The sequence below is a fragment of the Altericroceibacterium spongiae genome, assembly GCF_003610805.1.
GTDB classification, from domain to species: Bacteria; Pseudomonadota; Alphaproteobacteria; order Sphingomonadales; family Sphingomonadaceae; genus Altericroceibacterium; species Altericroceibacterium spongiae.
In genome coordinates, this window is sequence record NZ_RAPF01000002.1 from 280,315 (window position 1) to 306,078 (window position 25,764).

The following is a 25,764-nucleotide window of genomic DNA, read 5'->3' on the forward strand; positions in this document are numbered from 1 at the left end:
ATCGTTATCCATACGAATCCAGCCAGTGGCGGTGCTTTGGGCCGCACACTATCAGGGGATAAACCATGCTGTATCAGGCGTATGAACTGCAACGCTCGCTGCTTTCCAGTGCCAGTAACTGGGCCTCTATCGGTGCGCAGCTTCTCAATAATCCCGCTTTGCCAATGGGATATTTCGGCGGCGGACCGGCGGTCGCGAGCGCCTTACAGGTGTTTGCGCATCTTTATGAAGATCGCGGTAAGCCGGAATTCAACATCCCCGATGTCGAACTGGACGGCAAAAGCTGGCCGGTGGCGGAAGAGGTGGTGCTGGAAAAACCTTTCGGCAGCCTGCGCCATTTCAGGCGCGAAGGCCTGCCAGAAGATGCTCCGCGCCTTATGATCGTCGCTCCGATGAGCGGGCATTATGCCTCGCTTTTGCGCGGAACGGTGGCTCGCATGGTCGATCATCAGGATGTCTGGATCACCGACTGGGCCGATGCCAAGATGGTGCCGCTGGAAACGGGCCATTTCGACCTTGACGATTATATCGATTATCTGATCGAATTTCTGACTTTCATCGGAAAAAATACGCATGTTCTGGCGGTTTGCCAGCCTGCTGTCCCGGCCTTTGCGGCAGCGGCGATTATGGGCAAGGAAGACCATCCCTACCGTCCGGCTACTCTGGCGATGATGGGCGGACCGATCGATACACGGGCAAGCCCGACATCGGTTAACGACCTTGCCATGGAACGGCCGCTGAGCTGGTTTCGCAACAATGTGATCGCTTCGGTGCCGTTCAACCATCCGGGTGCCGGACGGCAGGTCTATCCCGGCTTCCTTCAGCTGGCGGGCTTCATTTCGATGAATCTCGAAAGCCATATGATGAGCCATTACGAGATGTTCAAATATCTCAATGTCGGCGATCAGGAGAGTGCCGAAGCGACCAAGAAATTCTATGATGAATATCTCTCGGTCTGCGACATGACGGCGGAATTTTATCTTCAGACGATCGAGCATGTCTTTCAGCGCCATACGCTGCCCAAAGGTGAATTTGTTCATCGCGGCACGCCGATCGATCCTCATGCGATCAAGGATACGGCGCTGCTGGCCATTGAAGGCGAAAAGGACGATATTTCGGGCATCGGACAGACCCGCGCGGCGCTCGATCTGGCGGAAAAACTGCCCGAACGGATGAAGAAATATCATCTCGCCCGCGATGTTGGCCATTATGGCATTTTCAACGGCAGCAAATGGCGCAAGCGCACCGCGCCGGTGGTCGAGGAATGGATCCGGGCCAATCCGGGCAAGGTGAAGTAAACCTTTTCATTGCCCTGTAGCGGCAGAGTAGCGGCGGGCAAGATTTCAGGAGCCGGTGACAGAACTTCCTGTCACCGGTTCTGTTGTTTGCGGGTTTTGCCGGAGCCAGGGTTGCGTATGGGGACGCGCCCGTTCGATTTCCTCGCGATCGACTCGCCGGACATAGCTCCACAGCGCGCATTGCATCCCCACGATCATGAAGGCGAAGGGCTGATAGGCAATGCCGACAAAGGCCGCGCCGGTCAGATAGACGATCTGCGCCTGTTGCAGGCTGGTGGCGAGACCCCATTGCCAGCTTTCCTTGCCGCCTTCGCGTTTGCCGAAGCGCCAGCGCAGCCTTTCCATCTGCCAGATCCCGAGCAGGTGCAGCCAGAGCCACAGGATCAGCCCCGGCCAGCCCTGTTCGCCCAGCATTTCGAAATAAGAGGAATGGAAGGCGCGGCCTTCGTCGGTAACGGTATCGTAATGCACTTCGGTGGTGTCGCCGACTTTGGTGACGGTGCGGGTCTGATAGGTGAAGCTGTTGGCGAGGTAGGAATTGAACCCGCCACCCAGCGGATGCTGCGACGCGTAATCGATGGTCCATTGCCAGACGGCAATCCGGGTGGAGGCGGATTCATCGCCTTCGTGGCTGCTGATCGTATCCATCCGCTCGGTGAAGCTTTGCGGCAGGAACGGAATGGTCATGAGAACCGCAGCGACCGCGAGACCCAGATAAAGGAAGCGGTGTTTGACAGAGCGCAGCATGAGCGCACCCAGCACTGCAATGCATAGGAGGCCGGTGCGGGCCTCCGTGCCGACGAGCATGAGGAGCGCGGCGAAGATCAGCCCGGCAGCGAATAGTTTTACCCGGATGTCGGGTTTGAAAATCGTTCCGTATCTGGTGAGCCACAGCGCCAGCGGGATCATGGCGATGGCAGCGCAGGATACGATCGAGCTTTCGTAAATTCCGGCATTTTCCACCACCAGCAGTTTCAGTTCGCCGTACCCGCCGCCGCCGGCCAGCGTCTTGATTCCCCCGTCGATGATGATCGCGGCGAGCGACAGGACATAGATCAGCACCATAGCCTCTATGCGCAGTCTGGTGCGTAATGTGAGCGGCAGGAACATGGCGAAAAGCAGTGCTTTCCACACCCAGTCCCATTTGGTCAGGGCGGATTCTGGGAAGGCGGCGGTCAGCGTAGTTATGCCGCAATAGAGCAGTAGGATCGCCAGCAGCCCCTGCCGGAAGGTGAAGCGCCCGCCTTTTTTGGAATCGAGCGCGAGCCATCCGCCAAAAGCGGCAATAAAGCTGAGCAGCGAGAGCGGAATGGCGCTGATGATCGACCAGCCGATCTTCTGCGGGATGACGATATCGATATAAATATAGGCCAGCACCCAGATGAAAGGGCGGCGAAGCCCCGCCAGCATCAGCAGGGTGACAAAACCGAGCAGGGCAAGATCAGTCATGCCTGCCCGAATCTCCGCCAGCGTTGCTGTCCGGTCCGGATGACTTTAGCCAGGGGCGCCTGCGCCCTTCAGCGGCTGTATCGCTGTCATGATCGAGATCGTCGCGCATCAGCAACCGCCATATGGCGATGGCGATCAGACCATGCGTCAGGCCAATGGCAAAAAGGTCGACCACGAATTCATATCCTTTAAAAGGAGTACCCGTCCCATGCGCTAATATAAGCCGGTTGATACCTCGTTAAGGTTCCTGAGGCAGAGCTATAAGGCAATGACCCGGATTTTACATATTCTCGACCATTCGCTGCCCTTGCAGAGCGGCTACACATTTCGCAGCCGCGCAATTCTGAAAGCGCAGCAGGCGCTCGGGCTGGAAGTGTGCGGCGTAACCGGCCAGCGCCACAGTGCCGGTGGCCCGCCGGTGGAAGAGGTGGACGGATTGCGCTTCCATCGCACGCCAGGCGGCCCCTCGGGCCCTGCCGGCCTGCGTGAATGGCGCGAAATAAAGCTATTTGCCGACAGTATTGAGCGTGTGGTGGAGGACTGGCAGCCCGATATTCTCCATGCCCATTCACCGGCTTTGTGCGGTGCGGCGGCGGCGCGTGTGGCGCGCCGGCACGGCCTGCCGCTGGTCTATGAGATCCGCGCCTTCTGGGAAGATGCTGCAGTCGGCAACGGCACGGGGCGTGAGGGATCGGTCAGATATCGCCTGACCCGCGCACTGGAGAATCACGCCATCCGGTCGGCCAATGCCATCGTGACGATCTGCGAGGGTCTGCGCGATGACCTTCTGGCGCGCGGTTTTCCAGCCGAACGAATCAGCATCATGCCCAATGGCGTCGATCTCCGGCTTTTCGGTAAGGCTCTGCCGCGCGACGACGCACTGGCGGAAAAGCTCGGGCTGGGGGATGGTCCGGTGATCGGATTTATCGGCAGCTTTTACGATTATGAAGGGCTCGACGATCTGATTGCCGCCATGCCGCTTCTCACAGCGCGCCATCCCCATGTGCGTCTGCTGATGGTCGGAGGCGGGCCGATGGCGGAGCGCCTTGCCGCGCAGGCGGAGAATTCACCTGCCGCTGCGGCGATCCGTTTTACCGGACGTGTGCCGCACGATCAGGTCGAACGCTATTATTCGCTGTGCGATATCATGGCCTATCCGCGCAAAAGAAGCCGTCTCACCGATCTGGTGACGCCGCTCAAGCCGCTGGAAGCCATGGCGCAGGACAAGCTGGTAGCGGCATCGAATGTCGGCGGGCATCGGGAGTTGATCCATGATGGCAAAACCGGCATTCTTTTTGCGCCGGACGATCCCGAAGCCTGCGCACAGGCGCTGGCTGCAATGATCGATCGCAAGGAAAGCTGGCCTGTGATCCGTCAGACTGCACGCGATTATGTGAAGGATCATCACGACTGGGCGCATAATGTCCGCCGTTATCAGGACGTTTACAATGCGCTGCTAAGTGAGAGGAAATAAGCTTCAATCCTGAGATACGCCAATATGCGGCGATTCGCTCAGGCTGCACAGGAAGAGTGGATAACATGGCGAGCAATTATAGCGACAAAGCAACCGGGCGGCCGCACAGATCAGCGCCGATCAGTGCGCATCCGGCTTTCCCTGCTATCGTCGCCTTGTGGTTCGCAGCTTTGCTCGGACTGGGCAGCCTCGTTCTGCCGATAGGGCTGTTCGAACGGGTTGTTTCGCTGACCGGCCTGTCTTCTCTCGTTCCACAGGCTGCCCCGCCGCTTGGTGGAACCGCGCGTTTTGTTATTGCTTTCGGTGCAGCGATTGCCGGTTGCCTCGGGGGATGGTTGCTGGGGCGGCATCTGTCGACCCGTTCTTCCGGACTGGCCGAATCCCATGAGGATGAGGGTTATGGTGACGGATCGATCCCGGCCCGGCGGCGCGATTTTGCCAATAACAGCGAAAGACGGCCGCTTTCCGCCCGCGAAGAACTGGGGGAAGCAGGGCTCGATGCACCGGCGGATATGCCACCCGATCTGTTCGAATTGTCGCAACTGGCCGAACACAGAACTGCGGCGCAGGATCAGTGGATTGCAGATCGTGAGGCCGAACGTAATGAACGCGCTGTGGCCAGCGATATGATGGGCGGCTGGGACTGGAACGATTTTGCCAGAGAACGGTCCGCTGGCGAAGATATGGCAGACTGGCAGGATGAAGCGGAGCCGGGTGAAGAGGAGGATTCCGCCCCTTCGACCGACATAGCGGATCGGGCCGATGAGAATTTAGCATCCGATATGGATGGTGTGCCTTCTTTCGGTGCCAACCAATCGCCTGAGCCTGCCGATGCGCAGGACCATGTGGAGCCGACAAGGGCCGATATGTTGGTGCCTGATGCTGAAATGGAAGAGGCCGCGCCCGCGCGTATCAACGAGCTTGATACTATGGGGCTGGTCCAGCTGGCTGAACGGCTTGGCAAGGCGATAGAGAAACGACGTGCCTGGTTACAGGAAAAGGCGCAGGCAAAAGAATCGGAAGGGATTATTCCCTTTTCCTCGGAGCCGGACCGCGAAGAGTCCGAAAAGAATACCTCCTTCCCTGTGCAATCGGGGGGAAGCCAGACACCGCTATCCGACGATATCGAAGCGGCCGAGGCCGGTGATGCGCGTCTGGCCATGGCCGAGTTTTTCGGCAGACAGAATACCGAAAAGCCTGCTGAAACAGACAATGGTGCTGCGGGCACGGTGAATCCGGTCGATAACAAGCCAGACAAGCCGGCTGCTTTACGTGGCATTCCGGCGGACTGGATCGACGATTCCGGGGAGGATGAAGCCATTGCGCGCTCGCTTTCTCTGCCGCTTGGGCAACGGACCCAATCGCATCCACGTCCCGCACCGGAGCAGTCGGAAACCGGTCGGCCCGCAGCCGAAGCTCAGGCGGGAAATGATGAAGCAGCACAATCCGCACCGGAGAAAAAGGATTCCGGCCGCCTGTCGCTTGTCTCCAGTCAGGAGCGAAACCGGACGCAGGAACGCTCCGCCCCCAAACCGATTGCGCGCCTGTCGCCACGGCGCAGAGCGCCCGGAAATCCACGGCCCTCTGCCGGGGACAGTTCCGGTCCCGACGTAAAGGATGAGCCAAAGGACGGGGCCGGGCAGGCTATGCCGGTCCAGCAGGCGCAACGGCGCTTTGATCCGCCTGCGGAGGATACGGCGAAGGCGTCGCGGGACGGCCAGTCGCCTTCTGACTCTGAAGAGGCGCCTGCAGGCGACAGAGCCGAGACTGAAAGAGCCTTACGCGCGGCTTTGGAAAAATTGCAGAAAATGACCGGAGCGGCCTGAGGCCTGTTGCCAAAAGGCCTCCCTCGCGCAGGAAGCTAAAAATTCATACTTGCCTGCATCTTGGCAAAGGTGAGGAAAAGTGGGATTGTTGCGTCAATGCTCCCGCAAAAGGGAGCAGATGATGTCTCCCGAGGCTTGCAAAAAAACAATCATGTCGCCATGGGGGCATTTCGCGACATTTTCGGTGCCACCCGAAGAGGGTGAGTCGCGCCTCATTGCCGGACTGGGCCGGGCGATGAGGTGGTGATTATGCCGGGCAAAACAGGATGGAAGAATTGACCGAGTTTCCCGCCCCCCAGGGCCTTTACGATTCGCGCAATGAGCATGACGCATGCGGTGTTGGTTTTGTGGCCAATATCAAAGGCGAGAAAAGCCACGCAATTGTAAGTCAGGCGCTGGAGATTCTTGCCAATATCGATCACCGCGGTGCGGTGGGTGCCGATCCCTTGCTGGGAGACGGCGCGGGTATCCTTATGCAAATTCCGGATGCTCTCTATCGAAAATGGGCACAGAACGAAGGGCTGACCCTGCCGCCGGAAGGTGATTATGCAGTGGCTATGTGCTTCCTGCCGCAGGGTGAGAAGGCGCGCAGCTTCGTCGTCGAACAGTTCGAGAAATATATCGCCAAGGAAGGTCAGCAACTGATTGGCTGGCGCGATGTGCCCACCACGCTGGACGGTCTGGGCAAGGCGGTGCTCGATTCCATGCCGCTTATCCGTCAGGCTTTCATCGCTCGCGGCGAAAGCTGCGTCGATCAGGATGCGTTCGAGCGCAAGATTCTGGCGATCCGCAAGCAGTTGCAGAATCCGCTCAAGGAACTGGCCGAAAAGCATGACGATCCGGATATCGCCCGGCTCTATATGCCGAGCTTTTCGAGCCGGACGGTGGTCTATAAGGGCCTGTTGCTCGCCAATCAGGTCGAAACTTTCTATGACGATCTGCGCGATCCCGAATGTGTCTCGGCGCTTGGCCTCGTGCATCAGCGTTTCTCGACCAATACTTTCCCGAGCTGGCGTCTGGCACAGCCTTTCCGCCTGATCGCGCATAATGGTGAAATCAACACGGTTCGCGGCAATGTGAACTGGATGAATGCCCGCCGCCGCACGATGGAATCGGACCTGCTGGGCGCCGATCTCGACAAGATGTGGCCGATCATTCCGCATGGCCAGTCGGATACGGCTTGCCTCGACAATGCGCTCGAATTGCTGCTGGCGGGCGGTTACAGCCTTGCCCATGCAATGATGATGCTCGTGCCTGAAGCGTGGAACGGTAACGATCTGATGGATCCGGCCCGCCGCGCCTTTTACGAATATCACGCGGCGCTGATGGAACCGTGGGACGGCCCTGCGGCGCTCGCTTTCACCGATGGTCGCCAGATTGCCGCCACGCTTGATCGTAACGGTCTGCGTCCGGCACGTTATTGCGTGACAAAGGACGATATGGTCTGCCTCGCTTCCGAAAGCGGCGTTTTGCCCTTCAAGGAAGAAGATATCGTGCGCAAATGGCGCCTTCAGCCGGGTCGCATGCTGCTGATCGATCTCGAACAGGGCCGCATCATCGAGGATGAAGAGGTCAAGGCCGATCTCGCCAATGCGCATCCTTATGCCGAATGGCTCGATCAGGCGCAGTATAAGCTGAAAGATATCGAAGCGATCGAGACCGATCATGAAGCGGTGCGCTATACGGGCAGCAGTCTGCTCCAGCGCCAGCAGGCTTTCGGTTATACGCAGGAAGATATCGACCGTTTCCTCGAACCGATGGCAACGGCGGGGGACGATCCGATCGGTTCCATGGGCACCGATACGCCGATTGCTGTGCTCTCCAATAAGAGCCGCCTGCTCTACGACTATTTCAAGCAGAATTTCGCGCAGGTCACCAACCCGCCGATCGATCCGATCCGCGAGGAACTGGTGATGGATCTGCTGTCCATGATCGGTCCGCGCCCCAATCTGCTGGGCCGCGATGCGGGCACGCATAAGCGTCTCGAAGTCAGCCAGCCGATCCTGACCAATGAAGCGATGGAAAAGATCCGTTCGGTCGAAAAGAGCTTGGACGGCGCTTTCCGCACCGAAACCATCGACATTACCTGGGATGCGTCGACCGGGGCCGAAGGTCTCGAAATGGCGATCAAGGAAATGTGCTGGGCGGCCACCGAAGCGGTGTTGCAGGATCGCAATATTCTGATCCTGTCAGACCGGGCCGAATCGGAAAATCGCATTCCGATGCCGGCTGCACTGGCCACCGCAGCGGTGCATCATCATCTCGTCCGGCAGGGCCTGCGAATGCAGACCGGTCTGGTGGTCGAAACCGGCGAAGCGCGCGAAGTGCATCATTTCTGTGTGCTGGCCGGTTACGGAGCCGAAGGGGTCAATCCCTATCTCGCTTTCGAGAGCATGGAAGCGCTGCGCGCAGCGAAATTCCCCGATCTCGATTGTGCCACAGTGCGCAAGAACTACATCAAGGCCGTGGGCAAGGGCATCCGCAAGGTCATGTCCAAGATGGGTATTTCGACCTATCAGTCCTATTGCGGTGCGCAGATTTTCGACGCGGTGGGCCTGTCCTCCGAATTCGTCGAGAAATATTTCACCGGCACCGCCACGACGATCGAAGGGATCGGCTTGCTGCAGGTGGCCGAAGAAGCCGTGAAGCGACACGATTCGGCCTATGGCGATAACCCGATCTATAAAAACATGCTCGATGTAGGCGGGATCTATCAATATCGCCTGCGGGGCGAAGATCACGCCTGGACGCCATCCAATATCGCCAATCTCCAGCATGCAGTGCGCGGCAATAACCCTCAGAATTATGAGGAATTCGCCCGCAGTATGAATGAGCAGTCGGAACGTCTGCTGACGATCCGCGGGCTGATGGAGTTCCATAAGGCCGATCAGCCGGTTCCGCTCGAAGAAGTCGAACCGGCAAGCGAAATCGTGAAGCGTTTTTCCACCGGCGCGATGAGCTTCGGCTCGATCAGCCGCGAAGCGCATACCACGCTGGCCATCGCCATGAACCGGATCGAAGGTCGTTCGAATACCGGTGAAGGCGGCGAGGAAGTGGACCGCTTCACGCCGATGCCCAATGGCGATTCCATGCGCAGCCGCATCAAGCAGGTCGCTTCGGGTCGCTTCGGTGTGACGACCGAATATCTCGTCAATTCGGACGATATCCAGATCAAGATGGCGCAGGGTGCCAAGCCCGGCGAAGGCGGGCAGTTGCCCGGCCACAAGGTCGATAAGAATATCGCTTCGGTGCGGCATTCTACACCGGGCGTCGGCCTGATCTCGCCGCCGCCGCATCACGATATCTATTCGATCGAGGATCTTGCGCAGCTCATTCACGATCTCAAAAATGTGAATCCGACGGCGCGGATTTCGGTGAAGCTCGTCTCCGAAGTGGGTGTGGGCACGGTGGCTGCCGGTGTTTCGAAGGCACGGGCCGATCACCTGACCATTTCGGGTTATGAAGGCGGCACCGGTGCATCGCCGCTGACCAGCCTCACCCATGCAGGATCGCCATGGGAAATCGGCCTTGCCGAAACCCAGCAGACCTTGCTGCTCAACGATCTGCGCAGCCGGATCGCCGTGCAGGTCGATGGCGGTCTGCGCACGGGTCGCGATGTCGCTATCGGCGCTTTGCTCGGGGCCGATGAATTCGGCTTCGCCACGGCTCCGCTGATTGCGGCGGGCTGCATCATGATGCGCAAGTGCCACCTCAACACCTGTCCGGTGGGTGTGGCGACGCAGAACCCCGAATTGCGCAAGCGCTTTCTGGGTCAGCCCGAGCATGTCATCAATTATTTCTTCTTCGTGGCTGAAGAACTGCGCCAGATCATGGCCGAAATGGGCTTCCGTACGATTGATGAAATGGTTGGCCGGGTCGACCGGCTCGACATGAAGAAGGCAATTCATCACTGGAAGGCGGAAGGCATAGACCTGTCGCGCATCCTTCATCAGGTTCCGCCGGTGGAAGGCCATGCGCTTTACCATACCGAACATCAGGAACACGGTCTGGCTGCGGCCATGGATGTGGAACTGATCGAAGCCGCCCGGCCCGCTATCGAACAGGGCGAAACGCTGGTGCTCGATCGCACGGTACGCAACGTCAACCGTACGGTCGGCGCGATGCTTTCGGGTGAAATCGCCAAGGCGCATGGTCATGCCGGCCTGCGCCCCGAACAGCTCCGTATCAACCTGACCGGTGTGGCCGGGCAGAGCTTCGGTGCATGGCTGGCCCATGGCGTGACGCTCGACCTGGTTGGCGATGCCAATGACTATGTCGGTAAGGGCCTGTCGGGCGGCCGCGTGATCGTTCGCCAGCCCGACGATGTGAACCGTACGGCCAATGACAATATCATTGTCGGCAATACGGTCCTTTACGGTGCCGTTTCAGGAGAAGCCTTCTTCAATGGTGTGGCCGGTGAACGTTTTGCGGTTCGCAATTCGGGTGCCGTTGCAGTTGTCGAAGGTACGGGCGATCACGGTTGCGAATATATGACCGGCGGTGTGGTCGTCGTTCTCGGCAATACCGGGCGCAATTTTGCGGCGGGTATGTCGGGCGGTATCGCCTATATTTACGATCCGGAACGCACATTCGAACAGCGTTGCAATATGGCGATGGTCGAACTGAGCGCAGTTTCCGCTGAAGGGGATGCCGATGAAGGTACCGGCCGGCCGCAGCAGCGCGCTCAGAGCGTCAACGATCTGGGTATGGGCGATATGTTGCGCCACGATGCGGAACGGCTGAAAATTCTGGTGGAGCGCCACAAGCTTCACACCGGATCGACACGTGCGGCGGAATTGCTCGCCGATTGGGACAATGCACTCGGCAAATTCGTCAAGGTGATGCCGCGCGATTATGCCCGCGCGCTGAAGCAGCTCGAAGCCGAACGGGAAGAAGCTGCTGCTGAAGCGGCTGAGTAAGGGTTACGAAAATGGGTAAGGAAACCGGCTTTCTCGAAATCGACCGGCAGGATCGCACCTATGACGATCCCAGGGAACGGGTGAAGCATTATAAGGAATTCTCGATTCCGCATAGCGAGGAAGGCCTGAAGAATCAGGCCGCCCGCTGCATGAATTGCGGCATTCCCTATTGTCACAATGGTTGCCCGGTGAATAACATCATCCCCGACTGGAACCATATGGTCTATGAAGGGGACTGGAAGAATGCGCTCGAAGTGCTGCATTCGACCAATAATTTTCCGGAATTCACCGGTCGCGTCTGCCCCGCCCCGTGCGAGGCAAGCTGCACGCTGAACATTATCGACCAGCCCGTGACGATCAAATCGATCGAATGTGCGATCGTCGATCGTGGCTGGAAGGAAGGCTGGATCAAGCCGCAGGTTCCGGAAAAGCGGACCGGGCGGACGGTCGCTGTGGTCGGTTCGGGTCCGGCTGGCATGTCCTGCGCCCAGCAGCTCGCCCGTGCAGGCCACACAGTGACGGTATTCGAAAAAAGCGACCGTGTAGGCGGTTTGCTGCGCTACGGCATTCCCGACTTCAAGATGGAAAAACATCTGATCAATCGCCGCATGGTGCAGATGGAAGCCGAAGGCATTACTTTCCGTACATCGACGGAAGTCGGTGTCGATGTGTCAGTGAAGTCTCTCAGGGAAAATTTCGATGCCATCGTGATGGCCGGCGGTTCGGAAGAAGCCCGCTGGCTCGACATTCCGGGCTCGGAACTGTCCGGCGTGCGTCTGGCGATGGAATTCCTGACCCAGCAGAACAAGCGCAATGCGGGCGACGATGAAATGCGCGCCGCCCCGCGCGGTTCGCTGACGGCGACGGGCAAGGATGTGATCGTGATCGGCGGTGGTGACACCGGCTCCGATTGCGTGGGCACGTCCAACCGGCAAGGGGCGAAAAGCGTGACTCAGATCGAGATCATGCCCCGCCCGCCCGAAAAAGAAGATAAGCTGATGACCTGGCCTGACTGGCCGATGAAGCTGCGCACTTCGACCAGCCATGAAGAAGGCGTTGATCGTGAATGGGCTATTCTGACCAAGGAAGTGGTCAGCGAAGATGGCAAGGTCACCGGTCTCAAATGTGTCCGTCTCGAATGGGAAGGACGCCAGATGAAGGAAGTCGAGGGCAGCGAATTCGTCTTGCCTGCCGATCTCATTCTGCTGGCCATGGGTTTTGTCGGCCCGCGCAAGACCGGTCTGCTCGATCAGTCCGCCGTTGAATTGACCGATCGCGGCAATGTGGCGGCTGACACCCAGAATTACCGGACCAGTCAGGATATGATCTTTGCCTGCGGCGATATGCGCCGCGGCCAGAGCCTTGTTGTCTGGGCGATCCGCGAAGGCCGTCAGGCTGCACGTGCCGTTGATGAAGCCTTAATGGGATTCAGTGAATTGCCGCGCTGATTGTCCTTTGCCAAATTAAGGAAAAGGCCGGGGTGCTCAATGGAGCGTCCCGGCCTTTTCGTTCATACAGAGCTTGCAGACGTAGTTTTCAGGCGTCTTCCACCTCTTCTACCTGCCGGGCTTCCACCTGTTCGCTGGCTGCTTCGAGCAGCAATTGTTCAACCCCTTTGCGCCGGTCGGCCGTATCGAGTTTGCCGCCCAGCAGATCGGTGACATAGAATGTGTCTACCGCACGTTCGCCATAATGGGTGATATGCGCGGAATTGACCATCAGATTGGCTTCGAACATGGCGCGGGCCAGCCGGTTGAGTAAAGCAGGGCGATCCTTGGCATTCACCTCGATCACGGTGAAGCGTTCACTGGCCATATTGTCGAAAAAGACACGCGGACGTACTTCGAATGTTTCGGCGCGTGCGCGGGGATGGGGGCGCTTGGCCAGTTGAGGCAGCAATTCCACCTTGTTCCCCAAGGCATCCTCAATGGCGACACGCAGACGGTCGAGCTGCATTTCTTCCCGGAAAGGCCGCCCAAGCGGATCCTGTACGAGGAAATTGTCGAGTGCCTTGCCGACCCGCGTCGTGTGAATGCGGGCATCGATCACATTGCCGCCGGCCAGATGAATACCGCCGGCGATGCGATAAAACAGACCGGGATGGTCGTCACCGATCACCGTGACCAGCGTCGCTCCCCGGGCTTCGTAATATTCTGCATGAATGGACAGTTTGTCCTGCTTTTCCTTAGCGGCGTAATAATGCGGCAGATTGATTGCGATGACGTCTTCAGGTTCGGCAATCCAGTAGGAATCGTCGAAGCGGTCATCCAGCGCCTCGATAATATAGGCCTTGTCTCCCAGAAGTTCCGCCACGACCGCCTTACGCTGCGCAACACGTTCTGCCCGTCCGCGCCGTTTATGACCCAGCCGCAGCCTTTCCTCGGATAATTCGAACAACTCGCTCAGGAGCTGGCCTTTCCAGCTATTCCAGATGCCCGGGCCGACAGCGCGAATATCGACAATCGTCAATGTGGCGAGCAAGCGGAGGCGATCGAGACTTTGCACCTGGCTGACGAAATCGATGATCGTTTTCATATCCGACAGGTCGCGCTTGAAAGCAGTGGCGCTCATCAGCAGGTGATGGCGGACCAGCCAGGCGACCAGTTCGGTTTCCTCTGCACTGAGGCCCAGACGCGGGCACAGTTTCATCGCTACCTCGGCCCCCAGAACCGAATGGTCTCCTCCGCGCCCCTTGGCAATGTCATGCAGCAAGGTCGCGGTATAGAGCACGCGGCGCGAAGATACGGTGCCGATGATTTCGCTGGCCAGCGGATGTTCCTGCTCCAGCGAGCCTTTTTCGATACGGGACAGCAGACCGATGGCCTGAATCGTATGCTCATCCACCGTATAATGGTGATACATATCGAATTGCATCTGCGCATTGACCTTGCCGAAATCGGGCACGAACCGGCCGAAAACGCCTGCTTCATTCATCCAGCGCAGCACCACTTCCGGATTGTTATGGCCGGTCAGCAGTTTCATGAACAGATCGTTGGCGCGTTTATCCTTGCGGATTTTTCCCTTGATGAGGCCTGCATCACGGCTGGCCATGCGCATCGTTTCGGGATGGACTTCCAGATTGTCCTCTTCGGCAATCTGGAAAATCTCGATCAGCCTGACCGGATCCTGCTGGAACCACAGATCGTGCGGTGCGGCGATCCGGCCCCCGCTGACACGATAGCCGCGGACATTGCGCGGTTTGGCGCGGAACCCGGCCAGCAATCCGCGTGCCTTGCGCTTGCTGGCAATCTGCTCATCGAGCTGAGCGAGGAAGACGCCGGTCAGATGGCCGACATGTTTGGCCTGCAGGAAATAGAACTGCATGAAACGTTCTACGGCACTTTTGCCGGTGCGGTCTGCGAAATGCATCGCTTTGGCAATTTGCGGTTGCAGGTCGAATGTCAGCCGGTCTTCGGCCCGGCCTGTGATCGTGTGGAGATGGCAGCGCGTGGCGAGCAGAAAATTTTCCGCCCGGCGAAAAGCTCGATACTCCGATTTGGTCAACAGGCCGACATCAACCAGCTCGGCCGCATTGCGCACCTTGTGAATATATTTACCGATCCAGTAGAGCGTCTGAAGATCGCGCAACCCGCCCTTGCCGTCTTTTACATTGGGTTCGACGACATAGCGGCTGTCACCCATACGTTTATGCCGGGCATCGCGCTCGGCAAGCTTTTCAGCGACGAATTGCGCTTCGCTGCCGCGAACCACTTCGGCCCAGAAGCGACGACTGGCCTCTTCCATGACATCCTGATCGCCCCACAGATAGCGGCCCTCGAGCAGGGCGGTGCGGATGGTGAGATCCTGTTTCGCCATGCGGATGAGATCGTCCAGCGAACGGCTCGAATGGCCGACCTTAAGGCTTAAATCCCACAGGAAATAGAGCATGGCCTCAATGACCTGCTCGCACCAGGGCGTGTCTTTGGTTGGCGTGACAAAGCCGATATCGACGTCGGAATGCGGGGCCATTTCGGCGCGGCCATATCCGCCCACAGCGATAATCGCGAGCCTTTCCCCGGATGAGCGGTTGGGTGCCGGATAGACATGCGTCACAACATGATCGTGCATCACGCGAATAAGCTGATCCATCAGGAAGGCATGGCCATGCGTGCATTCATGCCCGGCCGAGGGCTTTTCCTGCAAACGACGGGCCAGTTCCGCCCGGCCATTGGCCAGTGCTTCACGCAGCAGCTCAACAACGCGCGGGCGCGCCTTTTCGGCTGAAGTGGCAGCGACTTCCTCCGCAATGGCGGCGGTAAGCTTGCGCCGGTCGATCACCGCGCGCTGATTGGGGATTCTGATGGCAGTCACAAATCCTAGATAGCTATGCGACGAGCCTATGCAAATGCTCCTCTTGGCCTTTCGCACAGGGCCGGCCTGTGCCAAAGACGGCGTGCCCGCATGGTTTGCGGTCAGGACAGTGGATATAAGGCAAGGTCTATGATGGAATTTCTCGCCGCCGGCGGCAGTGATGCGATTCACTGGGCGGATCTGGGCTTGCGGCCCGGTATCGATCTCGGCTTTTTCACCTTGCGCTATTATTCGCTCGCTTATCTTGCGGGAATCCTGCTGGCATACTGGCATCTCGGGCGCATGATAAAGGCCCCCGGCGCGCCTATGGCCCAGCGCCATGTGGACGATCTGTTCTTCTATTGTACGCTGGGTGTAATTCTCGGCGGCAGGCTTGGCTATGCCACATTTTACGAACCCGATCTGTGGACCGATCCGGCGGCGCTGGTGGCCGTGTGGCATGGCGGTATGAGTTTTCACGGCGGGCTGATCGGTACGGTAATCGCCATGGCCTATGTGTCATGGCGCGGAAAGCTGCCTTTTATCCGCGTGGCGGACTATATTGCCGTGAACGTACCGTTCGGCATGATGTTCGGACGCATCGCCAATTTTATCAATGGTGAATTATGGGGACGCCCGGCCGGGCCGGATGTACCCTGGGCGATGATCTTTCCGGGGGCAGGGCCACTGCCGCGCCACCCCAGCCAGCTCTATGAAGCAGCGCTGGAAGGTTTTTTGATGATGGTCATCATGTTGCTAACCTTCTGGCTCAGCCGCGCCCGTTTCCGTACCGGCCTGCTGACCGGCATTTTCGTGACCGGCATCGCTATGGCGCGTTTCACCGTGGAATTTTTCCGTGAACCCGATGCCCAGCTGGCCGATTTCGCTGCCCGCAGCGGGCTTAATATGGGGCAATGGCTGACCATTCCACTGATTCTTCTGGGAATTGCACTGATTATCTGGTCGCTTTCACGTCCGGCGATTGCCAGTGGAGCCAAACGGGACGAGGCATGAGCGAACAGCCGCTTGCCGAGACCTTTCGCCGGCTGATTACCCGCACGGGGCCGATCAGCATCCAGCATTATATGGGGGAATCGAATGCCCGCTATTATGCGGGGAAAGACCCGCTGGGCGGGCAGGGCGATTTTATCACCGCGCCTGAAATCAGCCAGATGTTCGGCGAACTGATCGGCCTGTGGCTGGTCGATATCTGGATGCGCGCGGGCAAACCTGCACCGGTACATTATGTCGAGCTGGGGCCCGGGCGTGGCACGCTGGCCAGGGATGCGTTACGCGCAATGGGGCAATACGGACTATCACCTGAGGTGCATTTCGTTGAAGGCTCGGCGGCTTTGCGGACCGCTCAGGGCGGCCTTTTGCCCAATGCGCAGTTCCATGACGATCTGTCGTCTCTGCCCGATGATGCGCCTTTGCTAATGGCTGGCAATGAATTTCTCGATGCGTTGCCCATTCGACAGCTGGTGAAGACCGAAAGCGGATGGCGCGAACGCATGGTGGCGCTGGAGAAGGAATCCTTTATCTGTGTAGCCGGACAGAACCCGATGGATGCAGCTCTTCCGGAAGAGCGCCGCAAGGCCGAAGAGGGAACGATTATCGAAGTGTGTCCCGGCGCTTCCGCAGTGATGGAGGAAGTCGTCCAGCGGCTTGACAAGCAGGGTGGGGCCGCTCTGCTGATCGATTATGGCTATGATCGGGTGCAGACAGGTTCTACTCTTCAGGCGGTGCATGCGCATCGGAAGGTCGATCCTTTTGCCATGCCGGGTGAAGCCGACCTCACAGCGCTGGTGGACTTTGCGACTTTGCGTGACATTGTGGCCCATAGAGGCGGTGATTGTCTGGGTGTTACGACACAGGGCGAATGGCTGCGGGCTATGGGTATCGATCATCGTGCTGAAGCGCTTGCGCGGCGGTCGCCCGCGCATCGGGAGAGCCTGCAGGTGGCAAAGGACCGGTTGACTGGCGATGATCAGATGGGCCGGTTATTCAAGGTAATGGGCCTGGCTGCGCCGGGCTGGCCGCGGGGGGCAGGTTTTAAGGCTTAGCTGCCGGTGCTGTTTCCAGTTTCGATGTCTTTGGCCAGTTGTCTGGCGGCTTCACGCGGAGAAAGCTTGTTATCCTTGCGGTCGACCGCATAATTGGCTTCGCGCATCCGGGAAACCGGAATGGCTCCGACCAGCGGGCGCAGTGCATTTACGAAGCGTTTCTCTTGCACGCGCTGGGGCGTAATGAGCAACAGGGCATCATAGGCAGGTAAGGCGCCTTTCGGGTCTTTCAGAACGGTCAGATGGTCTGCGGCAATGCGGCCGTCGGAAGAGAAGGCCGCAATCACATCGGATTGCCCGCTTTGCAGCGCATTATACATGAATGTTGCTGTGTAATTGCGAATTTGCGCAAAGTTAAGCCCATAGGCATCGCGCACGGCATGCCATTCGGGTCGTTCGAAAAACTCCACATCTCCCCCGACATTGAGGCGTGAGGATAGCGACGCCAGATCGGTGAGCGAACGGATTCCCAGTTCCTGTGCCCGTTCCCGCCGCATGGCGAATATATAGGCATTTTCGAAACCGAGCGCTCCGAGCATGCGGGTTCCGGTGCTGTCCTTCTCCCATTTGGCGATTTCGGCGATCATCCGGCTGCGTGCCGGTGTTTCTTTCCGCTCCATCTGATTGGCCCAGAGCGTACCGGCATAATCGACATAGACATCGATGGCTCCGCTGGTGAGCGCAGTGTGGATGACGGCGGATCCGAGACCTTCGCGATATTCGACATTGTAGCCCGCCTGTTCGAGGCGCTGTCCGATCAAACGGGCGAGAATAAATTGTTCGGAAAAGTTCTTCGCACCCACCACTATCGTGTCCCGCTCGCCAGTGTCTCTACTGCTCCAGCCCGCCACTGCTATTCCGGCCAGCGCTAAGCTCAGTCCGATCCAGACCAGCAGAGGTTTGCGGATGGCAAAGCCGCGTTCGACCAGTCCCAGAAGCGTATCGGCGATGAGGGCGAGGGCTGCAGAAGCAATACATCCGGCGAGCACAAGAACCCAGTTCTGGGTTTGCAATCCAGCGAATATCGGATCGCCGAGACTGGGTTGCCCGATAGTGGTGGCCAGCGTAGCGGCGCCGATGGTCCAGACCGCGGCGGTACGGATTCCGGCCATGATATAAGGCGCGGCCAGCGGTGCCTCCACCAGTCGTAATTTCTGCGCGGCAGTCATCCCCATGCCATCGGCGGCTTCGAGTATACCGGGATCCATATTGGCACGTGCGGTGACCGCGTTGCGCAGGATCGGCAGCAGGGCATAAAGTGTCAGAGCCAGCAAGGCAGGAAGGAAGCCCAGTGTTGGCAAGCCCTGCCCGAACAGGCCCCGCAGAGCGAGGAGCAGGGGGAAAAACAGGGCAAGCAGGGCAAGCGCCGGAATTGTCTGAATGAGGCTGGCAAAACCCAGCGTGAGACGGGCGATATGGGGCGCGCGGCTGGCCCAGATAGCAAGCGGCAAAGCAATCAATGTGCCAAGGGCAATAGCAGAAGCACTGAGCAGCACATGCGAGGCCAGCGGGCCTCCCAGACGGGAAAGAGCGAGGATCAGATCGCTCATCGCGTCAGATCTGCCAGCGCCTGCGCCTGTTCGCGCGGAACGGCGACCAGTGCCTGCGCAATCTTTCCCCCTTGCCCGGCAAGCAATTGGGCGGGTGTCGCATCGGCGACGATCATGCCGGCATCCATCACAAGAATGCGATCGGCCAGAAGCAGAGCTTCGGCCATATCGTGGGTCACCATAATAGTGGTCAAATCCAGTTCCTGATGAAGGTCGCGCACCCTTCGGCCCAGCGCGTCGCGCGTAATCGGATCGAGTGCGCCGAACGGTTCGTCCATCAGCAGCAGATGGGCATTGCCGGCCAGCGCGCGTGCCACACCGACACGCTGGCGTTGTCCACCGGACAATTCATCCGGCCTCCGCCGGGCTAGTGCCGGCTCCAGTTCCACCAGTTCAAGCAGACGAGCGATTGCACCGTGGCCGATTTTCTCGCCTTCCAGCCGCGGGACAATGGCGATATTTTCCGCCACTGTCATATGCGGGAACAGACCGACACCCTGAAAGACATAACCGATCCTGCGGCGCAGCCGCGATGGCTGAGAACCTGCCACGTCCTTTCCTTCGAGAAGTACTGTGCCAGCGGTCGGTTCGATAAGTCGATTGACGGTTTTGAGCAGCGTTGATTTGCCCGATCCCGAAGCACCCACGAGGGCAACGAAGCTGCCTTGCCGGATATCGAGTGTAACACCGGCAACAGCGGTGGTTTCACCGAACTGCCGGGTTACGCTGTCGAAGCGAAGGAAAGGGCGGTCGCCTGCCGCCATCCCTTAACGGGCGAGAGCCGTTTTGGGCAGGTGAAGTTCGACAAACAGTCCATCATCTTCCCAGCGCCGATCCCACGATCCGCCCAGCTGCCCCGCCACACTGGTATCGATCAGACGCGATCCGAAACCCGTAGAGCCTTTGAAATCGCCCGGCGGAGCATCTTTCTCACGCCATAGCAAAGCCACCATGTCGCCCTGTTCGAGGATTTCGAGTTCCACCGAGCCTTCTTCTACCGAGAGTGCGCCATATTTGGCGGAATTGGTCGCCAGTTCGTGAAAGACAAGCGCAAGCGGGGTGACTGCCCGTGATCCGATCTGCACTTCATCGCCGGAAATGCGGATACGGGCATGATCGCCCGTGCCGTAGGGGGCGAATAATTCTTCGAGCAGACCCCGCAGATTATCCCTGACCGCATCGGTGGCCGGGCGAACGAAGTCATGCGCGCGGCCTAATGCACGAATAGTCTGGATCAATTCCTCGCCGAAGGCCTTATGTTCTGGCTGACGCCGGACGGAAAGTGATACGAGCCCAGCGACAACAGCAAATATGTTTTTGATTCGATGAGATAATTCTTTCGCCAGTAAATCCCGGCTTTCGGACAGGCGATGAATTTCGTCTACATCGACAGCCGTGCCGAACCAGCGGATAATTTCTCCACGTGAATTATGGACCGGCACGATTCGGGCCATCATCCAGCGATATTCGCCATCATGGCGCAACAGTCGCAATTCTCTCTGGAAAGCTTCGCCTGTCTTCAATGAGGAAGCCCATTTTTCCTGCACGGCGGGCAAATCGTCAGGATGAATAGTCGTGCGATCCGGCCCGAAGCCGGTGAATTCGATCAGTCGGCGATTGAAATAGTCGAAATTGCCCTGCGTGTCGGCGGACCAGGCAATGGCAGGGATCGAGTCGGCAATCGCCTGAAACTGGCTTTCACTATATTCCAGTTCGCGCCGGGCGGCGAGGGTCTCGCGCCGTGAGCGGAGCCGTCGCATCACGGCATTGGCCAAAACAGCCAGCCCTTCTCGCTGAAATTCGGTCAGGCCTTCAGGTCTTGGCTGCGAATCGATCACACATAGTGCTCCCAGCGGCACACCTTCGGGTGAGCGCAGGGGCTGCCCGGCGTAAAAGCGAATATTGGGCGGGCCTGTGACCAGCGGATTGGTATGAAAACGTTCATCCCGCGTGGCGTCTCGCACCTCCATGATGCTACCGAGCAACATGGCGTGGGCACAGAAGGAAGAACTTCGCGGTGTTTCGCGCGTAGCCAGTCCCTGACGGGCGATAAAGCGTTGTCTTTCTTCTTCCACCAGACTGACCAGCGCAATGGGTACGTCACAAAGTCGGGACGCGAACTGAACGATTTGTGCCAGCTCAGGGTCATCTTCCAGCGCTTCGAGTCCATACATCTCCATCAGATGCATACGTTGCTTTTCCCCTTCGGCTGTGCCCGTCTGGACGGGAGGAAGGGGGGAAGATGCGGGGGAGGGAAAGACGGTCTTCAAATCATGTATCCTGCGTTACGCGGCGAAATTACCTGAAAACCAAAAGATTAAAAGGGGGACTGGTGGTTTGTACCCTTTTTGTTTCATTGTATCGGTTTGTTTTCCTCAACCTGTATCGTTTTCGAATCACACAACGATTGTAGAATATGCGCCGCTTTGCCTGCCTTCGATTTGCGGTTAACGGCGTTTGACGCGCGCCTGTCTATGCGCGAAGAGTTGGCTCGACCATAACAAGGAGATTTTGTGATGCGTAAAATCATTCCTGTTCTGATTGCAGCGCCATTGGCTGTTGCTCTGTCCGCTTGCGGAGAAACAACACCGGCCGATGAAGCGACACCGGAACCGGTTGAGGCAGATGTGCCGGTGACTTTGCCGACCATTCCGGTCAATTCGCTTACTACGATCGAATATCCCGGCACATACAGCAAGGAAACCGAGGACGGGGGCATCGCCCATATCACGCTGAATGGCGACGATACGTATGAATATGATCCTGGTGACGGCAATATTGTCAAAGGCTCTTATACCCGGATGGAGGATGGCAGCCGGGTGCAGCTGGAAGATTTCAATGGCGAGTCGGCCATTTTTGCCGTTGGAACGGGCGCTATCTATCGGATGGAAAGCGCCGATACGCCGCTGACCGAGGTGAGCGAAGCAACCATGTATTCGCGCGATAAGGATTACGATCCGGCCGCTGAGGTGGAAGAAGCCGCTGAAGATACAGCCAATTGATTTCGGTTTGATGCAATTGGAAAAAGGCTCATGCCCGTCATCGGGCATGAGCCTTCTATTTACGGTCAACGCGAAGGAAGTCAGCTTGCGGCCGGTTCATTCATCTGCGTTGATAGCGCGGGGTTCCTGCGGAAGCGGGCGCGGATGATCGATATCCAGCCACTGTTCGAGCGCCACCAGGTCCTGCACACCGATGGTAGGATCGCCTCCTTCGGTGAATACTGTGAAGAAGTCCCCGCCTCCGGCCAAAAAACTGTTGCTCGTGATGCGGTAGGTCTCCTGCGGCATGACAGGCTGACCATTGAGCGACATGGACAGAATTCGCTCGCCTTCCGGGCGGCTCGTATCATAGGTGAACCGGAAACCTTGTGAGGCGGAGAGAATCTGCGGTGGACCCTCGGCATCGAATTGCTGTTCGAGCAGACGTTTCAGCTGTGCGCCGGTAAAAGTCGCAGTGATAAGCTGGTTATTGAATGGCTGAACCTTGTAAATGTCAGCGAAGGTTACCGATCCGTCCTCGGCCGGAGCAAGGGTGGCCCGGATACCGAATGGATTCATAAAAGCGATCTGGGCTCCGGCATCACGCGTGGCCGCGAGCTGGGAATCGGCGATTAGCCGGCCCAGCGCTCCGCCGCGATCGGGATGCCCTTCCTCCTTTTCGGCGACACCCGCGAGCTGGCCCACCTTGCGAGAGGCGAAGCGGTCGGCCGCTGCAGTGTAAAGGCCTACATAATCGGCAATGGCTTGGTCCGGTGTGAAATGCGGGAAGGCGGCATGGACCGGATAAGATGTGTCGCCCTGCCGGAAGGCTTCGGACTGAACCACCACATTATGTGCTGAGCGCGATTGCACTATGCCTGAGCGCGGATCGATCTTCAGGCGAATATCGGTGAGCATCGTACCATATTTACCGGCACTGGTGACAAGCAGCTTCCTGTCGCTCCCGGCCTGCGGTAATTTGCAAATATAGGCGCGATGTGTATGGCCTGAGACGATCAGGTCCACGCCGGGATTGAGACGGTTGACGATCGGCAGCAGGCCCCCGGCAGCGCCGTCGCAACTATTGGGATCGTTGTCTTCCGCCGGATCGAGCCCCTGATGGATCAGCACAATCACCGCATCGGCACCGCGTTGGCGCAGCGATGCAGTGGCGCGATTGATCGTATCCGCCTCATCCGTGAAGGTAAGGCCCTTTACACCGCCGGGCGAAACCAGCGCGGGCGTACCTTTGAGTGTCAGCCCCACCAGACCGATGGTGACCTGTTCGGCACCATGACCGAATTGACGCAGCGCCGTGCCCGGAAAAAGCGTCGAGCCATCCTGTCTCACCACATTGGCGGCGAGATAGCGATAGGAGGCGCCGGGAAAATGGTCTTCAACTGCACAGGGCTGGCGCAGACTGTTCTTTTCGCACCCACCATTTTGCAGGCGTAACAATTCCTTCGATCCGCGGTCGAATTCGTGATTGCCCACTGCGTTAAAGTCGAGCCCGATGCGATTCATGACCCCTACGCTCGGTTCATCGAGGAAGAGCGAAGATGCCAGTTGCGATGCACTGGTAAGATCGCCGGCCGAAACCGTCAGGCTATAGCGATAATGGGCACGCAACTCTTTCACGGCGTCGGCCAGCCATGCAGCTCCGCCGGCGGGCAACAGGACCTTGCTACCATTCCGGGATGTAACGGGGATTGCCAGTTTAGGCGGTTCAAGCGCGCCATGAAAATCGTTCAGCGCAATGATCCCCACTTCCACCGGCTCGGGCGCTTTTGCTGAGGGAGCGGCCGGAGCCGGGGCTTGCGATATGCTGGCACAAGCGCCGAGCAGAGCGAAGAAAGGTAAAATCAAAGGGAAAAGACGCATGGATCGGGGCCGTTTTGCTGGGGGACTGGCAAAGAATTAAAATGAGAGTGTAATTTTCTTCTACTGGGGGCTTCCCCGGGGGGAAGACCCTCGATAGGGACGTAACAAATTAAATGGGGAGGATAATTCTAGGTTTGGACTCGAAACGCGCATGAGCAATATTCCCAAGACCGGCAAGCAGACTTCTCAAGAGGATGCAAGCAGGTTCCCCAATTATCGCGAAGGCAATACAACCTCTGAAATTCGTTTCACCATTTATATGGTGCTCGCCGCAAGGCGCTGGCGCGGATTACTGGATGAACATTTGCGGCGGATCAATCAGAGTTCGGCGCGGATGGAAGCCATGGCGGCTATCATGAATGCACCTGAGCCTAAGGCTCAGGTTAATATTGCGCGCCGTTTGCGTATCGAAGGACCTACCCTGACCCGAATGCTCGATACGCTGGAAAAAGACGGGCTGGTCAAGCGTCTGCCCGATCCGCGCGACCGGCGGACAAAGCAATTGCGTCTGACCGAAAAGGGTGAGGCGGCGCTGGAAGACATTCTCGGCATAGCTGACGATTTGCGCATGCGCCTGTTACAGGGTTATTCCGAGGAGCAGGTCGAAATGTTCAATACATTTTTTGAAGAAATTCTCGACCGGCTGGATCACGGCCTCCCTGCGATAGAACGGTAAATATGGCCCTCTGAAATGATCTGGCCATCAGAGGAGAGGCGGCATCGCTCCCGCAACCATGTTTGCGGTCTGTGTAGAGCGCCTCTTAGCCGATGCCGCACGTTGACCAATGCAGAAAACTGCTCCCACTCTTTTCTGCCCAATGACTGATCTTGATGATATTGCATGGCGGTATCAAAAAGATATAGGGGCCGGTTGAAAGGGAGCGGTATATCGTGATTTCCGGCAGACTTTTTACGCTCATATTTGGCATCTGTCTCATGCTCTGGTTGTCGGCAGGGCATCCGGCATCGGCTCACAACAGCGTTGCCCCAGCAGAGGATATTCCACCTGCCGGTACGCCAGTCGGTCACTCCCCTTTCGAACGCGCTGTCGGTCCCACGATCGTAAATCGGGGTAGCGCCCTGTATGATTTTACGTCCTTCAAGCTCGATTCCGAGGATGGCAAGCGTCATTACTGGGTGCAGATCGGCATTCCGAAACGCGCCGCACCGCCCAGGGGCTTCCCTGTTCTTTACATGGTGGATGGCAATGCGGCGATGGGACTGATCGACGAATCCACCCTCGAGGCGCTGGATATTCTGTCCGCGCCTGTTCTAGTGGCGCTTGGTTATGACACCTATGCGCGCGTCGATACGATGTCGCGCGCATTGGATTATACCCCGCCGGTTATGCAGGATGGCCAGCCGATCACGCCGATTGTCCGCGGACGTCCAGGTGGCGGAGCGGACGCCTTCGCGAAGCTGATCGAACGAGAAATCAAGCCGCGTGTAGAACAACTTGCGCAGATCGACCGCCAACGGCAAACCTTGTGGGGGCATTCCTATGGAGGATTGTTCACCCTTTATATGCTGCATGCGCATCCCGCCGATTATCAGGCCTATGTCGCGGGTGATCCGTCTCTATGGTACCATGACGGAGAACTGGTAGACGACCTCCTTGCGACATCTCAGGGGAGCTTGTCCGGTAAGAGCGTAAGGGTGATGCGCGGTGCGGGTCATAGTGCGGCGGGAAGTGACAAGTCTCGCTTGCAGCAGCGCAAAACCAGACGGCACCAGTTTAGCCCTTCCGGTGATGCTCCTCGCTTGCCGGATACCAGCCGCGGCCGATCTCCTATGCCGAATGTGATGGAAAAGGTGGTCACAGCATTGCGCAAAGCCGGAGCCGATGTTCATTACCGTCGCTTCCCCGAACTAAGTCACGGGGAGATGATGCAGGCCTCTTTGCTGCCGGCGTTAATTCTGGCTGCTCGTCCTAACCTCGTGGACGCAGCTAATAGCGCTGAATAATGTCATCACCTGTAAGCCTGTATAGCGGTATAGCCTACAGGCGATGAGTATTTCCCCGTAAGATGCGA

Annotated in this window: 17 protein-coding genes; 10 read left to right on the top strand and 7 right to left on the bottom strand. The window is 58.2% G+C overall.

Annotated features, from left to right (window positions below):
- The first annotated feature begins 65 nt into the window (after positions 1–65).
- The gene (locus tag D6851_RS04800; protein WP_120323738.1) at positions 66–1,298 is read left to right on the top strand and encodes a polyhydroxyalkanoate depolymerase; all 1,233 of its coding nucleotides are present in this window, start codon (positions 66–68) and stop codon (positions 1,296–1,298) included.
- A gap of 45 nt (positions 1,299–1,343) precedes the next feature.
- Here the strand turns inward: D6851_RS04800 and D6851_RS04805 are convergent, their stop codons facing one another.
- Together D6851_RS04805 and D6851_RS04810 are read right to left on the bottom strand one after the other, a co-directional pair.
- Entirely contained in the window at positions 1,344–2,747 is a 1,404-nt protein-coding gene (locus tag D6851_RS04805) for a putative O-glycosylation ligase, exosortase A system-associated (RefSeq protein WP_120323739.1), read from the bottom strand.
- Positions 2,740–2,922, bottom strand: a complete 183-nt coding sequence (locus tag D6851_RS04810; protein ID WP_120323740.1) for a hypothetical protein — start codon at positions 2,920–2,922, stop codon at positions 2,740–2,742. Before D6851_RS04810 ends, D6851_RS04805 begins: the two co-directional genes overlap by 8 nt.
- Positions 2,923–3,015: 93 nt before the next feature.
- On the opposite strand from D6851_RS04810, the gene D6851_RS04815 reads away from it, so the two are divergent.
- The 4 genes from D6851_RS04815 to D6851_RS04830 all read left to right on the top strand — a co-directional run bounded on the left by D6851_RS04815 (position 3,016) and on the right by D6851_RS04830 (position 12,414).
- Positions 3,016–4,221: a TIGR04063 family PEP-CTERM/XrtA system glycosyltransferase gene (locus D6851_RS04815; protein ID WP_120323741.1), complete on the top strand. Its 1,206-nt coding sequence runs from the start codon at positions 3,016–3,018 to the stop codon at positions 4,219–4,221.
- Positions 4,222–4,286: 65 nt separating this feature from the next.
- Entirely contained in the window at positions 4,287–6,047 is a 1,761-nt protein-coding gene (locus tag D6851_RS04820) for a hypothetical protein (protein ID WP_120323742.1), read from the top strand.
- A 275-nt stretch (positions 6,048–6,322) separates the two neighbouring features.
- Positions 6,323–10,966, top strand: a complete 4,644-nt coding sequence (gene gltB, locus D6851_RS04825) for a glutamate synthase large subunit (RefSeq protein WP_238473944.1) — start codon at positions 6,323–6,325, stop codon at positions 10,964–10,966.
- A gap of 11 nt (positions 10,967–10,977) precedes the next feature.
- A complete protein-coding gene (locus D6851_RS04830) occupies positions 10,978–12,414 on the top strand; it encodes a glutamate synthase subunit beta (protein WP_120323744.1) in 1,437 nt (478 codons plus the stop codon).
- Positions 12,415–12,502: 88 nt separating this feature from the next.
- On the opposite strand, the gene D6851_RS04835 is transcribed toward D6851_RS04830, so the two are convergent.
- Positions 12,503–15,277: a [protein-PII] uridylyltransferase gene (locus D6851_RS04835; RefSeq protein WP_120323745.1), complete on the bottom strand. Its 2,775-nt coding sequence runs from the start codon at positions 15,275–15,277 to the stop codon at positions 12,503–12,505.
- Positions 15,278–15,406: 129 nt separating this feature from the next.
- Between D6851_RS04835 and lgt the strand changes: the two genes are divergently transcribed.
- Together lgt and D6851_RS04845 are read left to right on the top strand one after the other, a co-directional pair.
- Positions 15,407–16,270 (top strand): prolipoprotein diacylglyceryl transferase, encoded by an 864-nt coding sequence (gene lgt / locus D6851_RS04840; protein ID WP_120323746.1) that lies wholly within the window; start codon positions 15,407–15,409, stop codon positions 16,268–16,270.
- A complete protein-coding gene (locus D6851_RS04845) occupies positions 16,267–17,319 on the top strand; it encodes a class I SAM-dependent methyltransferase (protein WP_120323747.1) in 1,053 nt (350 codons plus the stop codon). Before lgt ends, D6851_RS04845 begins: the two co-directional genes overlap by 4 nt.
- Here D6851_RS04845 and D6851_RS04850 read toward each other — a convergent pair.
- From D6851_RS04850 to D6851_RS04860, 3 genes are read right to left on the bottom strand one after another with little or no spacing between them, the layout of a single operon-like run.
- Entirely contained in the window at positions 17,316–18,869 is a 1,554-nt protein-coding gene (locus D6851_RS04850) for an ABC transporter permease/substrate-binding protein (RefSeq protein ID WP_120323748.1), read from the bottom strand. The genes D6851_RS04845 and D6851_RS04850 overlap by 4 nt on opposite strands.
- On the bottom strand, positions 18,866–19,633 hold the full coding sequence (locus tag D6851_RS04855; RefSeq protein ID WP_120323749.1) for an ATP-binding cassette domain-containing protein: 768 nt from the start codon (positions 19,631–19,633) through the stop codon (positions 18,866–18,868). The genes D6851_RS04850 and D6851_RS04855 overlap by 4 nt, the downstream gene beginning before the upstream one ends.
- 3 nt (positions 19,634–19,636) lie before the next feature.
- Positions 19,637–21,139, bottom strand: a complete 1,503-nt coding sequence (locus tag D6851_RS04860) for a sensor histidine kinase (RefSeq protein WP_238473945.1) — start codon at positions 21,137–21,139, stop codon at positions 19,637–19,639.
- 246 nt (positions 21,140–21,385) lie between these two features.
- Here D6851_RS04860 and D6851_RS04865 point away from each other — a divergent pair, with 246 nt between their 5' ends.
- Positions 21,386–21,871 carry a hypothetical protein gene (locus tag D6851_RS04865; RefSeq protein ID WP_120323751.1) on the top strand — a complete coding sequence of 162 codons (486 nt, stop codon included), beginning with the start codon at positions 21,386–21,388 and terminating at the stop codon, positions 21,869–21,871.
- A gap of 96 nt (positions 21,872–21,967) precedes the next feature.
- On the opposite strand, the gene D6851_RS04870 is transcribed toward D6851_RS04865, so the two are convergent.
- Positions 21,968–23,731, bottom strand: a complete 1,764-nt coding sequence (locus tag D6851_RS04870) for a bifunctional metallophosphatase/5'-nucleotidase (protein WP_120323752.1) — start codon at positions 23,729–23,731, stop codon at positions 21,968–21,970.
- A gap of 151 nt (positions 23,732–23,882) precedes the next feature.
- On the opposite strand from D6851_RS04870, the gene D6851_RS04875 reads away from it, so the two are divergent.
- The gene (locus tag D6851_RS04875) at positions 23,883–24,407 is read left to right on the top strand and encodes a MarR family winged helix-turn-helix transcriptional regulator (RefSeq protein ID WP_120323753.1); all 525 of its coding nucleotides are present in this window, start codon (positions 23,883–23,885) and stop codon (positions 24,405–24,407) included.
- Positions 24,408–24,667: 260 nt separating this feature from the next.
- Entirely contained in the window at positions 24,668–25,696 is a 1,029-nt protein-coding gene (locus tag D6851_RS04880) for an alpha/beta hydrolase (protein WP_120323754.1), read from the top strand.
- Positions 25,697–25,764 lie beyond the last annotated feature (68 nt).

Excerpts from the sequence above, each read along its gene's own strand:
- D6851_RS04865 (WP_120323751.1), top strand. The coding sequence starts at position 21,386 with ATGCGTAAAATCATTCCTGTTCTGATTGCAGCGCCATTGGCTGTTGCT.
- D6851_RS04815 (WP_120323741.1), top strand. The coding sequence starts at position 3,016 with ATGACCCGGATTTTACATATTCTCGACCATTCGCTGCCCTTGCAGAGC.
- D6851_RS04855 (WP_120323749.1), bottom strand. The coding sequence starts at position 19,633 with ATGGCGGCAGGCGACCGCCCTTTCCTTCGCTTCGACAGCGTAACCCGG.
- D6851_RS04845 (WP_120323747.1), top strand. The coding sequence starts at position 16,267 with ATGAGCGAACAGCCGCTTGCCGAGACCTTTCGCCGGCTGATTACCCGC.
- D6851_RS04875 (WP_120323753.1), top strand. The coding sequence starts at position 23,883 with ATGAGCAATATTCCCAAGACCGGCAAGCAGACTTCTCAAGAGGATGCA.
- lgt (WP_120323746.1), top strand. The coding sequence starts at position 15,407 with ATGATGGAATTTCTCGCCGCCGGCGGCAGTGATGCGATTCACTGGGCG.
- D6851_RS04870 (WP_120323752.1), bottom strand. The coding sequence starts at position 23,731 with ATGCGTCTTTTCCCTTTGATTTTACCTTTCTTCGCTCTGCTCGGCGCT.
- D6851_RS04830 (WP_120323744.1), top strand. The coding sequence starts at position 10,978 with ATGGGTAAGGAAACCGGCTTTCTCGAAATCGACCGGCAGGATCGCACC.
- D6851_RS04880 (WP_120323754.1), top strand. The coding sequence starts at position 24,668 with ATGCTCTGGTTGTCGGCAGGGCATCCGGCATCGGCTCACAACAGCGTT.
- D6851_RS04805 (WP_120323739.1), bottom strand. The coding sequence starts at position 2,747 with ATGACTGATCTTGCCCTGCTCGGTTTTGTCACCCTGCTGATGCTGGCG.
- D6851_RS04820 (WP_120323742.1), top strand. The coding sequence starts at position 4,287 with ATGGCGAGCAATTATAGCGACAAAGCAACCGGGCGGCCGCACAGATCA.
- D6851_RS04850 (WP_120323748.1), bottom strand. The coding sequence starts at position 18,869 with ATGAGCGATCTGATCCTCGCTCTTTCCCGTCTGGGAGGCCCGCTGGCC.
- D6851_RS04800 (WP_120323738.1), top strand. The coding sequence starts at position 66 with ATGCTGTATCAGGCGTATGAACTGCAACGCTCGCTGCTTTCCAGTGCC.